A 14,156-nucleotide genomic window follows, 5' to 3' on the forward strand; every position below is an offset into this window, starting at 1 on the left:
TCGCGCTTTTTGCATGCTTGTCGCCGCCGCTGGGGCCGTCCTGCCTAATGTAGGGAAATCAGTGGATGCCAAGCCTGGAAAATGCGGTGCGATCTTTGGTTGTGGCTATCTATAAGCTACTGATTACGTTATAATTCCGCCCCTTCCTGCGACTGGCATTTCTAGCAGGAAAGCCCTTTTTACAAGTCAGGAATTGTCATGAGTCTGCTGTCGCACCAGATCGAGCTGCTGTCCCCCGCCAAAACTGCCGAAATCGGCCGTGAAGCCATCCTGCATGGCGCGGATGCGGTGTATATCGGCGGCCCCGGTTTCGGTGCCCGGCACAATGCCAGCAACAGTCTGGAAGACATTGCCGGGCTGACGCAGTTTGCCCACCGCTACCATGCGCGCATTTTTGCCACGCTCAACACCATCCTGCATGACGCCGAGCTGGAAGCGGCGCGCAAGCTGATCTGGCAGCTGTACGATGCCGGGGTGGACGCGCTGATCATCCAGGACATGGGCATCCTGCAGATGGACCTGCCGCCCATCCAGCTGCATGCCTCCACCCAGTGTGATATCCGCGATGCCGACAAGGCGCGCTTTCTGGCCGATGCCGGCCTGTCCCAGCTGGTGCTGGCGCGCGAACTGAGCATTCCCGACATCAAGCGCATTGCCGCCCGCGTGGGTGATGCCGCCACCATTGAATACTTCATCCACGGCGCGCTGTGCGTGGCCTTCTCCGGCCAGTGCTATATCAGCCATGCCGATACCGGCCGCAGCGCCAACCGTGGCGATTGTTCGCAAGCCTGTCGCCTGCCGTACACCCTGACTGACAAGGACGGTGGTGTGGTGGCCTTCGACAAGCATTTGCTGTCGATGAAGGACAATAACCAGAGCAAGAACCTGGAAGCGCTGCTGGATGCCGGCGTGCGTTCGCTCAAGATCGAAGGCCGCTACAAGGATGTGAGCTATGTGAAGAACATCACCGCGCACTACCGTCTGCTGCTGGATGAAATCATCGAGCGTCGTCCGGAACTGGCCCCGGCGTCCAGCGGCAGCAGCGAAATCTTCTTTGCGCCGGACCCGGACAAGACCTTCCACCGTGGCAGCACCGACTACTTTGCTACCGGCCGCAAGATTGACATCGGCGCCTTTGATTCGCCCAAGTTTGTTGGCGTGGGGCTGGGTGTGGTGCACAAGGTGGGGCCGGACTGGCTGGAGATTGCCACCCCGGAAACCATGAGCAATGGCGATGGCATCAACTTCATGAAAAAGCGTGAAGTGGTGGGCATGCAGCTTAATACCGTGAAGCAGATCGGCCACGTGCCGGGCGGCGACCTGCTGTGGCGTTGCCAGCCGAATGATCCGGCCTTGTTGCAGGGCCTGAAGCCGGGAACCGATTTGTGCCGCAACCGCGACCACGCCTGGGAGCTGGCGCTGCTGAAGAAGTCTGCCGAGCGCAAGGTAGGCGTGTGGCTGACCCTGGACGAACAGGCCGACGGCCTGCGCCTGACCGTGACCGATGAAGATGGCTGTAGCGCTACCGCCAGCGCGCTGCTGGCACTGGAGCCGGCCAAGGATGCCGCCAAGGCGGAAAGCGGTCTGCGTGACAGCCTGGCCAAGCTGGGCAATACCATGTTCGTGGCCAATGATGTGGCACTGAACCTGAGCCAGCCGTGGTTTGTGCCGGCCTCGGCCATCAATGCGCTGCGCCGCGAGGCTATCGAGCAACTGGAACAGGCCCGCCTGACGGCCTGGGTGCGCCCGCCGCGCAAGCTGGCGGTGGAGCCGCCGGTGGCGTATCCGGAACAGACGCTCAGCTATCTGGCCAATGTCTACAACCAGCTGGCCTGGCAGTTCTACCGCAAGCATGGGGTGGAGGTAATCGAGGCGGCTTACGAGGCACATCAGGAAGAGGGCGAAGTCAGCCTGATGATTACCAAGCACTGCCTGCGCTTCTCCTACAATCTGTGCCCCAAGCAGGCCAAGGGTGTGAAGGGGGTGATGGGTCAGGTGCGCGCCGAGCCGATGACGCTGAAATCCGGCAACGAAACCTACACGCTGAAGTTTGAGTGCCGGCCCTGTGAAATGCATGTGATGGGCAAGATGAAAAAGCACATCCTGAAAGCCCCGGCCCCCAGCGAAGTGCCGTATACCGCACCGCTGACCTTCTTCAAGCAACGTCCGCAATAAGGCAGGCAAGATGGCGGATATCGAAAGACTGGAAACCTGGGTCAAGTACAAGAACGGCCTGTGCAGCGACTGCATGGGCAGTTGCTGTTCGATGCCGGTGGAAGTACGGCTGCCGGATCTGGTGCGCATGGGCGTGGTGGACGAATTCGAGCTGGAAGAGCCGATCAAGAACATCGCCAAGCGGCTGGAAAAGCAGCGGGTGATCCAGCATTTCAATTTCAAGCACGGCATTTTTACCCTGGCGCGGCGCGCCAATGGCGATTGCCAGTATCTGGACCAGCAAACCCGGCTGTGTATCATTTACGAGCGGCGGCCTAATACCTGTCGCAACCATCCCAAGGTCGGCCCCAAACCCGGCTTTTGCGCCTATACCCGCAACCCCAAGGCTGCCCGGCCGGTGCAGCCGGTCAAACTCAGCGGCTGATGCCGGTATTGTTTCACGTGAAACCGCTGGCTATCCCAAGCAAAGGACAAGCATGAATTCCGTTTTTACCCTGATGGCCTTTGCCATTGGCGTGGTAGTGCCCTTGCAGGCGGTAGTCAACAATCAGCTCAAATTGTTGTTGGGAGGTAGCACGGTGCTGGCGGCGATGATTTCCTTTGCCGTGGGCATGGTCAGCCTGTTGTTGCTGGCATTGTTCAGCGGGCAGAAATTCAGTGCCTTGGGCCAACTGGTACGCGGCGAGTGGTGGATGTTCATCGGCGGCCTGCTGGGGGCGTTTTTCGTGTTCGGCACCACCTTGCTGGCACCCCGGCTGGGCGTGGCGGCCATGCTGTCGCTGATCATCGCCGGCCAGGTGTGCACGTCCTTGCTGTTTGACCGCTTTGGCTGGTTGTCCATGCCGCTGCGCGAGGTTAATCTGCCACGGCTGGCCGGGGCCTTGCTGGTGGTGGTAGGGGTGCTGCTGGTGAACTTTGGCGACAAGTGGTTCAGCCGCTAGTTATTCAACTGCTAGTTATTTTGCCGCGGAATGAAACGGGGGCTGGTCTGATAGACCAGCCCCTTGTGTTTGGGCATGAGGCAGCTCAGGGCAGACGCGGCGGCGGATAGTAGGGTGCAGCATAGCGCTGCTGGCCAGGGACCTGATTGCCCTTGGCATACATGCACTGGGTGTAGGCCAGATTGTAGCGATACTGGGCATCGCGGCCGCTATAGCGTGCTTCGCCACTACCTGCCGCCGTGCCGGCAATCAGGCCCATGCCGGCACCGACACCGGCACCCTGGTGACCACCCATCAGTGCACCTGCTGCCGCACCTACCGCAGTACCCAGCGCCATATTGCCAGCCATCGCATTGGTGGATGCATCGGCACTGCTGCCACCGCTGCTGGCTTCAGCATACTGGCGGCATTGCTGTTCTTCCTGGGCAAATACGTCAAAGGGTTTGCCGGCAGCCGGCATTACCGCCACGGTAGGGCCAAGCGGGACGGTACTGCATGCTGTCAGACCGATTGCTGTCAATGGCAACCACAGCAGTTTGTTCATGATCTTGCTTCCTGGGTTATTGGGGGGGCTTGGCCGGAACGGTTTTCCAGCCGCCAGGACACTCGCTGATATAAGGGTAGTACTGCTTGGCTGCCTTGCAGTAGTACCACACTTGTGCCGGCGGCGGACTGGCTGTTTCTTCCACCTGTGTCGGTGCTACCGGTACCGGTGTCACTACCGGCGCAGCGATCACCACCGGGGGTACATCCGGGGCCGGGTAGGGATAGACCGGTGCGCTGTACCAGTACCAGGCACCACCTGCTACCCACCACCAACCCAGACGGCCATGGTAGTAGCCATGGTGCCAGTAGCCGTCGTTCCAGTGTTCGAAGCGTGGCGGGCCGGGAAAGAAGCCTGGCGGATGGGCCTGGGCTGCCTGAATGCCGGCAAGGCCGGTTATGGCCAGTAGTGCCAGGCCTGCCAGGCGGGTAAGAGATGTCATGTCAGTTTCCTCATGCCCCCGGCCAGCTGTTTGCCTGGCCGGGATGCAAGACGGTGATTGCGGTTTACCGCATCAGTTCTTCGGCAGCGGAGCCGAAGCAGGACGGTGGCGTGGCATGCGGTGCTGCATGCCATCACGCATGTGCCGGGCTTCCTGATCGAACTGCTTTTGCTGTTCCGGGCTCAGTTTCTGGTACAGCGCCTTGGTGGCTGCTACATGCTTTTGCATCATATCCAAATGCTGCTGCATCATTTTTACCCGGCCATCCATTTGTTCTGGCAGTGTCGCATCCGGCTTGGCCATTGGCATGGCCGGCGCTTGTGCCGACTTCATGGCATCGACATAGGCTTTCCACGCAGTTTCCTGCGCCGGCTGAATTTTCAGCCTGTCGTGTAGCATTTGCAGGTGCTGTTCCATCATGGCCTGGCGTTTGGCCGGGTCCATCTGCCACATATGTGCCGACATGCCCTTGTCGCCCATGGGACAATCATCACCCTTGCCCATGGCATGGACAGTGGTAGCGGCTGCGCCGCCCAAGAGGCCGACAATCAACAGCGATTTGATCAGTTTCATGGTGCTTTTCCTCGTGCAGGTAAAAGGGGATGAGTGCAGTATCGATGGCAGATGTCTGCCAAGTATTGCCGGTGATGCGTCAATTGTTAGCAATGATGAAACATGCAAAATCATGTCAAGCAGGCAGTCGGCTGGCTGTTTGTCGCGGGCAGGGCTACACTGCGTCGGTTTATTTGGCAGCAGTGTGTTTGCTGTCCACAACAGGATGATAGGCATGAGTGAAAAACAGTCCGCCGACCCGATGCACGGCATGACGCTGGAAAAGATTCTGCAGGCGCTGGTGGAGCACTTCGGCTGGCCGGAGTTGGGCCGACGGATTGCCATCCGCTGTTTCAATCATGAGCCCAGCATCAAGTCCAGCCTGGTGTTTTTACGCCGCACGCCGTGGGCGCGCAGCCAGGTGGAAGCCTTGTTTGTTGAAATGAAAAACCGCCCGGCAAGCGTAGCCGGCAAGGACATGCGGCCCAGACTGTTTTCTGCGCGGCAGAAGTGATGCCGGCATGGCAGCTTGAAAATGACGCCAGGCTGCCCCAATTGCAGTAGATGGTGGTGCCGCTGCAGCAATGGGCACCTTGTTGCACGTTCTGTTGATCAGGAGATGGGATGAAACTCTATTACTCGCCGGGGGCTTGCTCCCTGTCGCCACACATCGTGCTGCATGCCAGCGGCCTGCCGTTTTCGGTGGAAAAGGTGAATCTGCGCGTTAATCCGCACCTGACCGCCAGCGGTGTCGAATTTGCCAGTATCAATGCCAAGGGTTATGTACCGGCCTTGCAGCTGGAAGACGGCACGGTGCTGAGCGAAGGGGTGGCCATTGTGCAATACCTGGCCGACCTGGTGCCGGAACGCAAGCTGGCCCCGACCAATGGCACGCTGGCGCGTTACCGTTTGCAAGAGTGGCTGAATTACATTGCTACCGAAATTCACAAGAGTTTCTCCCCTTTGTTCTACCCGGGTACGGATGAGGTGAAGAATGCCGCCTGGGACAAGCTGTGTAGCCGTTTTGGCGTGATCGAGGCTCAGCTGGCCCAAACGCCCTACCTGCTGGGCGATGATTTCTCGGTAGCGGATGCCTATTTGTTTACCTGCCTTAACTGGGCAGAGATGGTGCAGCGCTCGCTGGCGGATTTCCCGGCCATCAGCGCGTTCATGAACCGTGTCCATGCACTGCCGGCAGTACAGTCAGCGCTGAAGGATGAAGGCTTGCTGCGCTGAATCCACTGCAGCATCATCAACCGCGCCCGCAATTGCCTGCGGGCGTTTTGTTTTGATATGGCAGCGCGGTTTCACGTGAAACCCGGGCTGCAGGAGCACGTGCATGACTGAACAGCCCTTGATTGAAACCGCCGCGCTGGAAGCGGCGTTGCAGCAGTTTGCCGATGAGCGCAACTGGCAGCGCTTTCACACGCCGCGCAATCTGATGCTGGCGTTGACCGGGGAGGTAGGCGAACTGGCAGAAATCTTCCAGTGGTTGACCGATGAGGAAGTGGCCCAACTGGCAGACGACCCGGCCCGCTTCACCCATTTGCAGGAAGAAGTGGCCGATGTGCTGCTGTATCTGGTGCGGCTGGCCAGCGTGATGAAACTGGATATCGATGCTGCCGTGCGTGACAAGCTGGTCAAAAACGCCTGCAAGTATCCCGCTCCCGGTACGGAAACGCAGCGTATTTGATACTGGGCAAACTCCGGGCGACTGATTTTTGCTGTCCGTAACCGCCTGGCCTAAGCTGGGCGGCAATAATAATCCTCCAGGGGGAGACTGCAATGCAGCAGGCAATGGCGCAACTGGCTGCTGCCATCGGGCAGGCTGGCCATATCGCGGTATTGAGTGGTGCCGGTATGAGTACCGAATCGGGCATTCCCGATTTTCGTTCCGCCAAAGGCTTGTGGCAGCAGGGCATGCAGCTGGAAGAACTGGTTTCCATCGACTACTTCCGTGCCGATCCCGAAGCCTTCTGGCACAGCTTCAAACAGTTGTTTCACACCAAGTTGCTGGGCAATTACCAGCCCAATGCCGGGCATCGGTTTCTGGCCTGGCTGGAAGAGGCCGGCAAGCAGGTGTCGATACTGACGCAGAATATCGACGGCCTGCATGGCGTGGCGGGCAGCCGTCATGTTTCCGAGCTGCACGGCACCTTGCGCACCGCCAGCTGCCCGTCCTGCGGGCGCCGCCAGGGGTTGGAATACATCAATCACCACGTGCTGCCACTGTGCACTCACTGCATGGATGTGCTGAAGCCGGATGTAGTGCTGTATGGTGAGCCTGTGCCGCTGATCGAGCACGCTTTTGATGTGGCGGTGTCGGCAGATCTGCTGCTGGTGCTGGGTTCCTCCCTGGAGGTTTCCCCGGTCAACCAGATTCCGCTGGAAGCGGCGCGCGCCGGGGTGATGACTGCGCTGATCAATTACACCCCCACGCGCATGGACCGGGTGTTTGATCTGACCATACAGGCGGGCATTGGCGAAACCTGCCAGCAACTGCGCACCCTGCTGGGCTGAACGGGTCGCAGTGCCAGACCGCGCTGGCTGGCAATTTGTCAGCAGCCATTCTATTTTTAAGTGTTTTCTACCAATTGCTTAAATAGGATGGCCATGACAGACATCAATTGGACTCACTGGGGCGACCTGGCGGTACAGGCCGGCATCAATATTGTTTCTGCCATTGCCCTGTGGGTAGTGGGACGCTGGTTAATTGGCTTGGCAGGGCGGCTGATGGATGAGCAGCTGGTTGCCCGCAAACTGGACCCAACCCTGCGCCGTTACGCGCATTCCTTCCTGTCCGTCAGCCTGACCGTGGTTTTGGTGATAGCCATGCTGGGCTTCTTTGGCGTACAGACGGCCAGCTTTGCCGCCATCATCGGTGCTGCCGGCGTGGCGATTGGCCTGGCCTGGAGCGGCCTGCTGGCCAATTTTGCCGCTGGCATCTTTCTGGTGGTGCTACGTCCATTCAAGGTGGGTGATGTAGTGAGTGTGGCCGGTATCAGTGGTACGGTGCGTGAAGTGGGTCTGTTTTCCACCGTCATTGATACGCCGGATAATGTGATGACGCTGATTGGCAACAACAAGATATTTTCCGACAACATCCAGAACTTCAGTGCCAATGGCTATCGCCGGGTCGACCTGAAAGCACAGCTGGCCGGTAGTGCCGATCATGCACAGGCCATCAAACTGTTACGCGAGAAGATTGCTGCCATTCCCAATGTGCTGAGCGAGCCTGCTCCCACCGTGGCCCTGCTTGAATTCAGCACTCTGGGTCCGGTGCTGGCTGTGCGTCCTTGCTGCCATCCTGCGGATTACTGGCAGGTTTATTTCGACAGCAATCGCGTTATTCGCGAAGCGCTGGCCGAGGCCGGTTTCCCCAGCCCGGAGCACGCCATGGTGGTGCGCCAAGGTTGAATGCAGACTGTTCAGGGTTTGCAGATGTTTGGCAAACCCTTCTCGCTTTCTGAAAGGACGGCGAGGCTCCCTTCTTCAATTGGCAGGGCAAGGGCGGGGGGATAGGGGAATAGATAAAAATTCTGTATAATCAATAAGTTAGTCGAAATGCCCGGCTTTGCCGGGTCCAGTATAATCGCACTACTTAATTTGTCCGCAACCTGCAAAGCCCTGATGATTCAGGGCTTTTTTTGCGACTAGAGAAAGCGTAGCGGGTCGATGCGCCATTTGCCGGGTGATTCATGGCTGACGATCTTGTCGCCGCCGCCAGCACCCATGCCGCGTGACAGGTCCACCACTTCCGGGGGAATGTAGGTATTGCTTTTGGTGCTGAAGAACACCTTTACCCTGGGCGATACCAGATTATTATCGTTCTGTTCGATCACCACGCCCAGCCGCCCGCTTTCCAGCCGTACCAGCGTGCCGATGGGGTAAATGCCGATACAGCGCATGAAAGCCTGTACCAGTACCGGGTTGAAGTGGAATTTCGACCACTCGAAAATCTTGCGCAAGGCATCGGTAGGTGGCATGCCCTTGTGGTAGCAGCGATCCGAAGTCAGGGCATCGTAAACATCCACAATGGCCGCCATCTGCCCCAGTTGGGAGATTTCCTCACCTTTTAGCCCTTCTGGATAACCGCTGCCGTCGTGGCGCTCGTGATGCTGGGCCGCCACCTTCACCGCTGTGTCGGAAATACCCTGGGTGGCGAGCAGGATCTGCTTGCTTTCCACCACATGGCATTTCATCACCGCAAACTCCTGCTCGGTGAGCTTGCCAGGTTTGTTGAGGATGCTGTCCGGCACCTTCATCTTGCCGATATCGTGCAGCATGCCGCCAATGCCGGCGTGGTGAATCACCTCGCGGCTCATGTTCATGGCTTTGCAAAAGCTCACCATCAGCGCGCCCACGCTGACCGAATGCTGGAAGGTGTAATTGTCCTTGTCCTTGATGCGGCATAGCGACAGCAAGGCACCACCATTGCGCAGGATGGAGGTGGTCATCTTTTCGATCGACGGTTCCACCATTTCCAGCTGCACTTGCTTGCCCAGCCGTACATCCTGCAGGATGCTGCGCACAATCAGGTTGGCTTCGTTGTGAATCAGCTGGGCGCGGCCGAATTCAGCTGCTGCGTCCACCTGACGCTCTGCCGGGGCTTCGCGGCTGGCCAGGTCGATGATTTCCTGTTCCAGCTTGTGTTTGACTTCGGAAATCGTCGGGGCATGGGCTAAGTCCATGCCTTTTTCGGTATCGATGTAGACTTCGTGAATGCCGGCATCAGCTATCTTGTGAATGGCGCTTTCATCCTTGACCAGGAAGCGTTTCAGCAAAAACGGATGTGACATCCAGTCGCAGTTCAGGTCGTGGATGTACATGCCCACCCTGAGGTCGGACACGTCGATGCACTTGATCATTACTTGAGCTCTGACTTGTTGGCAGTGGGACGGTGCTGCACGGTTTTATGAGTATGAAGGCAAGACATAATGTCTTATTGTAAATTATCTAGGTCCGCTTGGCAGGCAAGCCGTGCTGGCAAATGCCGGCTTTGTGGTATGGTGGCGCACTTTTTCTGCTGCCTTCAGGCCTGACACCATGGAATGCCGCCTTCACTGTGGTGCCTGCTGCATCGCCCCTTCCATTTCTTCTCCCATTCCGGGCATGCCAGAAGGCAAGCCCGCTGGTGTGCGCTGCATCCAGCTGGACAGCAATAATTTGTGCCTGTTGTTTGGGCATGCCGAGCGGCCTGCAGTCTGTGCCGGCTTGAAACCTGCTATGGAAATGTGCGGTGAAAGCAACAGTCATGCAATGCAGTGGCTGAGCGATCTGGAAGCCAGAACCGCTCCATAAGATATTGTTATTTAAAAGACAATATATTTGTCATAAATTGACTCAGTGTTTTCCCCGCTTGTGCTCTTGCATGTTTTTTGATCACAAACTGGCCGTCGCTTAACGATATCCCCCAATATGTTAAAGAGTTTGTGTCAAGACAGGGCTGGCCTGCGCCAGACTCATGCATAAAAACAGCGCTCGGGGAAATGGCAATGGCAACGGAAAAATGGGGTCATCTGAGTACGCGGATCATCGTGGTGGCAGCCGCTGCCATCGCGGTGGGTTTTGCCGTGATGATTGGCTTGATTGCCTGGCAAAGCTATTCGGCGGCAGTGGATGTCGGTTACAGGCTGGCATCGGAACAGGCCAGCAGCTATGCCAAGGATGCGCAAAGCGATTTTGACAAGGGTTTCACCCTGCCGCATCACCTGGCAGATGCCATTCTCGGTATCAAGCGGGTTGCTGCACCGGATCGCAAGCATGCCGACAATATGATCCAGCAACTGCTGGACGCCGCACCGCAATCAGTCGGGCTGTGGATGTTGTGGGAGCCCAATGCCTTTGACGGCAACGACAATGCCTTCCGGATGGACTGGCCGCGTCACGACCCTACTGGCCGCTACCAGCCTTACATCACCAAGAATGCCCAGGGCAAAGCCCAGATGGATGTGATGATGTCGGCTGACCGGGTGAAGGAATTCCCCAAGTTCAAGGATCACCCGGAAACCTATCAGCCTGACTACGAAAAAACCGGCTGGGGTGATTTTTACTATGTGCCCAAACAGCGTGGCCGCGACACCATTACCGAACCTTATCCCTACGAGGTGCAGGGCAAGATGGTGCTGGAAAGCTCGCTGGCGGTGGTGATGAAGGATGCTGCCGGCAAGATGCTGGGCGTATCTGCTACCGATGTGGCGCTGGACCAGCTGCAAAAACGCTTTGGGGCCATTCATCTGAACGATACCGGCTATATCCGCATGGTGTCCGAAGGCGGGCTGTACGTGGTAACGGCCAAGGCCGAGCTCTTGGGTAAGCCGGTACCCAAGGACGATGCCCTGGCATCCCATCTGGAACAAATCAAGAAGGGCGAGTCCTTTATCTATGAAGACGGCGGCTTCACCCACTTTTTCCATCCGGTGAAGGTGGCTGATACCGGCCAGTTTTGGGCGCTGGGCGTATCCATTCCCACCGCCGCCATTACGGCAGATGCAAAAAAACAGTGCCTGACCGCCATCCTGATTGGTGCCGTGGCGCTGGTGGTGATCCTGCTGGTACTCACGGCTGTGGTACGGGCGCTGACCAGGCCGCTCAACCGGCTGGCCGATACCATGGACCAGCTGGCATCTGGACGTGGTGACCTGACCGTACGCATGCAGATTACCAACCGTGACGAAATCGGCCGCACCGCCGATGCCTTCAACCGCTTCATCGGCAGCCTGCGCGACATGTTTGTGGACGTGCGCCAGCAGAGCCATGACGTCAGCGTGGCAGCGGCCAGCCTGGCTGAATCGGCCATCCAGGTGCAACAGGCATCCTCCAGCCAGTCCGATGCCGCCAGTGCCACCGCAGCCGGGGTGGAGCAGGTAACGGTAAGCGTGCACCACATTGCCGATACCGCTGAAGAAGCCGAACATACTGCACGCGAAACCGGCGAACTCACCGCGCAAAGTGTGGCCACAGTCACGCGCATTACCGGCGAAATCGAACGCATGACCAGCAGCATGCAGGCACTGGCCGAGCGTATGAACGGGCTGGGCGAGCGCTCGGAGGAAGTCAGCACCATTGTGCGGGTGATCAAGGACATTGCCGACCAGACCAATCTCTTGGCGCTCAATGCCGCCATCGAGGCGGCGCGTGCCGGTGAAATGGGACGCGGCTTTGCGGTGGTGGCGGACGAAGTGCGTAATCTGGCCGGCCGCACGGCTGAAGCCACGGTGCAGATCACCCGCATCGTCAATGCCATCGGCAGTGAAACGCGAGACGCGGTGGACGATGTGAAAAACAGCCGTGATCAGGTCAATCTGAGCGTGGCCATTGCTGCGGAAGCCAATGAGGCGATGAACACGGTATTGGGCCGTAGCCAGGGACTGGTGGCCAGCATTGTGGATATTGCCGCCTCTACCCGCGAACAGTCCTCGGCCAGCCAGGAAATCGCACAGAATGTGGAACGCATCAGTGCCATGGCCCAAAGCAATAGCGATGTGGTGCAGCAGGTGTCCGATTCGGTGTCCCAGTTGCGCGAACTGTCGGCCAACCTGGAAAACCTGGTCAGCAACTTCAAGCTGTAGGCCATCCCCGGCAGCACAAGCCAACGCCACCCTGCGGGGTGGCGTTTTACTTGCCAGATGCGGCAAGATTATATGTCCCCTGAATTGGAGAACATTCACATGAATTGGTCTCATTTCTTGCCAGCAGCGTTGTTGTTGGTTGTGACACCGGGCGCGGGTACGCTCAGCGTATGGCGTGCTTACAGTGGAGGTGGCTGGCGTCATGCCGCTTGGGCGTTGCTTGGCCTAATACTGGGCGATATGTTGTTGGTTGCCTTGTCGGCACTGGGCATGGCTGCGTTGCTGGCTGCCCATCCTGCCTGGTTTGATCTGCTGCGTTACGGTGGTGCTGCCTATCTGATCTGCTTGGGTTGCCGCTGCTGGACTGCCGCAGCGACACAGACCGGGGACGCGCCGTTGTCTGGCCCGCATGCGTGTTGGAGTAGTTGGCTGGTAACCGTGGGAAACCCCAAGGCTCTAGTGTTCTTCATGGCATTCTTCCCGCAATTCCTGTCCCCACAACAGCCGGTATTGGCCGGGTTTGTACAACTTGGCACGGTGTTCTGTCTGTGTAATCTGCTCTATTTGAGCGGTATGTTGTGGCTGGGTGGTCGGGTTTCCCGCTTTGCCAGCCAAGGGCTGGCTCGCTGGGGACAGCGTGTCTGCGGCTTGATGTTTGTATTGCTAGGCGTACGTTTGTGGTGGCAGCGCCAGCCAGCCTGAGACGGGCTAGCGTGCATCAGCAGTGTTGTTGGGGTCATGGAATTGGCAAAATGCGACACTGCTCTTATCAAGCCGGGTGGTTTGGGATTAGAATCTCGGGGTTTGTTCGGAGGAGCTGTCTTGTCGCCATTTGCAGTTGTTGTCACCCGCCTCACCACCACCCGTTACGGTGGCGCAGAAGCGTTGCTGCAAGGACCGACCGTTCCCGAACCCCAGCTATTCCAGAAAAAAAGCTCCTGATTGCTCAGGGGCTTTTTTTTTATGGGCAAAAAATAATTCGCAGAATCAAGGACCCCTATCATGGCAAACCCGCTTTATCGGAAACACATCATTTCCATCCCCGATTTTTCACGAGAGGAGCTTGAGCTCGTGGTGGAAACGGCGGGCAAGCTTAAACGCCACCCGCGCAACGACCTGCTACAAGGCAAGCTGGTGGGCAGCTGCTTCTTTGAACCGTCCACCCGTACCCGGCTGTCGTTCGAAACCGCGGTACAGCGCCTGGGTGGCGACATCATCGGCTTTGCCGACGGTGGCAATACCAGTGCCAAGAAGGGCGAAACCCTGGCTGACTCCATCAAGATCATCAGCTCCTACGCCGATGCTGTGGTCATGCGTCACCCCAAGGAAGGTGCAGCGCGGCTGGCCAGCGAATTTTCCAGCGTACCGGTGATCAACGGTGGCGACGGCTCCAACCAGCACCCCACGCAAACCCTGCTGGACCTGTTCACCATCCGTGAAACCCAGGGCACGCTGGAAAATCTCACCATCGCCTTTGTCGGCGATTTGAAATATGGCCGTACCGTGCATTCGCTGACCCAGGCGCTGTCGCTGTTTGGTGCTCGCTTCTACTTTGTGGCACCGGAACAGCTGGCTATGCCGGACTACATTTGCGAAGAGCTGGACGAGAAGGGCATCGAGTACACCCTAGTGGACAGCCTGGATGATGTGATTCCGCTGGTGGACATCATGTACATGACCCGCGTGCAGCGCGAGCGTTTTGACGAAGCCGAGTTCAAGAAGATCCAGGGCCAGTTCGTGCTGCGCGCAGACATGCTCAAGAGCGCACGCACCAATATGAAGGTGATGCACCCGCTGCCACGCGTGGATGAAATCACCGTGGATGTGGATGCTACCCCGCATGCCTATTACTTCGAGCAGGCCAAGAATGGTGTGTATGCCCGTCAGGCGCTGCTGTCGCTGGTACTGAACGAAACCGTCTAAATCAGGGA

The 14,156-nt window shown here is 58.1% G+C and carries 16 protein-coding genes; 12 read left to right on the forward strand and 4 right to left on the reverse strand.

Annotation, left to right across the window (positions count from 1 at the left end; genetic code table 11):
• Window positions 1-198: 198 nt before the first annotated feature.
• The 3 genes from QVF59_RS19405 to QVF59_RS19415 are packed head-to-tail and all read left to right on the forward strand — an operon-like array spanning window position 199 to window position 3,116.
• Window positions 199-2,175 (forward strand): peptidase U32 family protein, encoded by a 1,977-nt coding sequence (locus QVF59_RS19405; protein ID WP_287882017.1) that lies wholly within the window; start codon window positions 199-201, stop codon window positions 2,173-2,175.
• Between the two features lie 10 nt (window positions 2,176-2,185).
• Entirely contained in the window at window positions 2,186-2,599 is a 414-nt protein-coding gene (locus QVF59_RS19410; RefSeq protein ID WP_159880553.1) for a YkgJ family cysteine cluster protein, read from the forward strand.
• A gap of 52 nt (window positions 2,600-2,651) precedes the next feature.
• A complete protein-coding gene (locus QVF59_RS19415) occupies window positions 2,652-3,116 on the forward strand; it encodes a DMT family transporter (RefSeq protein WP_287882019.1) in 465 nt (154 codons plus the stop codon).
• Window positions 3,117-3,201: 85 nt separating this feature from the next.
• Here the strand turns inward: QVF59_RS19415 and QVF59_RS19420 are convergent, their stop codons facing one another.
• The 3 genes from QVF59_RS19420 to QVF59_RS19430 all read right to left on the reverse strand — a co-directional run bounded on the left by QVF59_RS19420 (window position 3,202) and on the right by QVF59_RS19430 (window position 4,675).
• Window positions 3,202-3,660 carry a glycine zipper family protein gene (locus tag QVF59_RS19420; RefSeq protein WP_159880555.1) on the reverse strand — a complete coding sequence of 153 codons (459 nt, stop codon included), beginning with the start codon at window positions 3,658-3,660 and terminating at the stop codon, window positions 3,202-3,204.
• Window positions 3,661-3,676: 16 nt separating this feature from the next.
• Window positions 3,677-4,102: a hypothetical protein gene (locus QVF59_RS19425; RefSeq protein WP_159880556.1), complete on the reverse strand. Its 426-nt coding sequence runs from the start codon at window positions 4,100-4,102 to the stop codon at window positions 3,677-3,679.
• A gap of 72 nt (window positions 4,103-4,174) precedes the next feature.
• Window positions 4,175-4,675 carry a Spy/CpxP family protein refolding chaperone gene (locus tag QVF59_RS19430; protein WP_287882021.1) on the reverse strand — a complete coding sequence of 167 codons (501 nt, stop codon included), beginning with the start codon at window positions 4,673-4,675 and terminating at the stop codon, window positions 4,175-4,177.
• Window positions 4,676-4,889: 214 nt separating this feature from the next.
• On the opposite strand from QVF59_RS19430, the gene QVF59_RS19435 reads away from it, so the two are divergent.
• The 5 genes from QVF59_RS19435 (at window position 4,890) to QVF59_RS19455 (ending at window position 8,071) form a co-directional block, all read left to right on the forward strand.
• Window positions 4,890-5,168 carry a VF530 family protein gene (locus tag QVF59_RS19435; protein ID WP_159880558.1) on the forward strand — a complete coding sequence of 93 codons (279 nt, stop codon included), beginning with the start codon at window positions 4,890-4,892 and terminating at the stop codon, window positions 5,166-5,168.
• A 110-nt stretch (window positions 5,169-5,278) separates the two neighbouring features.
• Window positions 5,279-5,890: a glutathione transferase GstA gene (gstA, locus tag QVF59_RS19440; RefSeq protein WP_287882023.1), complete on the forward strand. Its 612-nt coding sequence runs from the start codon at window positions 5,279-5,281 to the stop codon at window positions 5,888-5,890.
• A 103-nt stretch (window positions 5,891-5,993) separates the two neighbouring features.
• On the forward strand, window positions 5,994-6,347 hold the full coding sequence (locus QVF59_RS19445; protein ID WP_287882025.1) for a nucleotide pyrophosphohydrolase: 354 nt from the start codon (window positions 5,994-5,996) through the stop codon (window positions 6,345-6,347).
• 92 nt (window positions 6,348-6,439) lie between these two features.
• Complete coding sequence (locus tag QVF59_RS19450) at window positions 6,440-7,174, forward strand: NAD-dependent protein deacylase (protein WP_287882027.1); 735 nt, start codon at window positions 6,440-6,442, stop codon at window positions 7,172-7,174.
• Between the two features lie 93 nt (window positions 7,175-7,267).
• Complete coding sequence (locus QVF59_RS19455) at window positions 7,268-8,071, forward strand: mechanosensitive ion channel family protein (protein WP_205677469.1); 804 nt, start codon at window positions 7,268-7,270, stop codon at window positions 8,069-8,071.
• Window positions 8,072-8,307: 236 nt separating this feature from the next.
• On the opposite strand, the gene QVF59_RS19460 is transcribed toward QVF59_RS19455, so the two are convergent.
• The gene (locus tag QVF59_RS19460) at window positions 8,308-9,522 is read right to left on the reverse strand and encodes a cyclic di-GMP phosphodiesterase (protein ID WP_159880563.1); all 1,215 of its coding nucleotides are present in this window, start codon (window positions 9,520-9,522) and stop codon (window positions 8,308-8,310) included.
• A gap of 178 nt (window positions 9,523-9,700) precedes the next feature.
• Here QVF59_RS19460 and QVF59_RS19465 point away from each other — a divergent pair, with 178 nt between their 5' ends.
• The 4 genes from QVF59_RS19465 (at window position 9,701) to pyrB (ending at window position 14,148) form a co-directional block, all read left to right on the forward strand.
• Entirely contained in the window at window positions 9,701-9,955 is a 255-nt protein-coding gene (locus tag QVF59_RS19465; protein ID WP_287882030.1) for a YkgJ family cysteine cluster protein, read from the forward strand.
• 194 nt (window positions 9,956-10,149) lie between these two features.
• Window positions 10,150-12,225: a methyl-accepting chemotaxis protein gene (locus QVF59_RS19470; protein ID WP_287882032.1), complete on the forward strand. Its 2,076-nt coding sequence runs from the start codon at window positions 10,150-10,152 to the stop codon at window positions 12,223-12,225.
• Between the two features lie 99 nt (window positions 12,226-12,324).
• Window positions 12,325-12,927 (forward strand): LysE family translocator, encoded by a 603-nt coding sequence (locus QVF59_RS19475; RefSeq protein WP_287882033.1) that lies wholly within the window; start codon window positions 12,325-12,327, stop codon window positions 12,925-12,927.
• A gap of 300 nt (window positions 12,928-13,227) precedes the next feature.
• Window positions 13,228-14,148, forward strand: coding sequence for an aspartate carbamoyltransferase (gene pyrB / locus QVF59_RS19480; protein ID WP_287882035.1), 921 nt, complete (start codon window positions 13,228-13,230; stop codon window positions 14,146-14,148).
• Window positions 14,149-14,156 lie beyond the last annotated feature (8 nt).

The sequence above is a fragment of the Aquitalea sp. genome (assembly GCF_030150775.1).
GTDB classification, from domain to species: domain Bacteria; phylum Pseudomonadota; class Gammaproteobacteria; order Burkholderiales; family Chromobacteriaceae; genus Aquitalea; species Aquitalea denitrificans.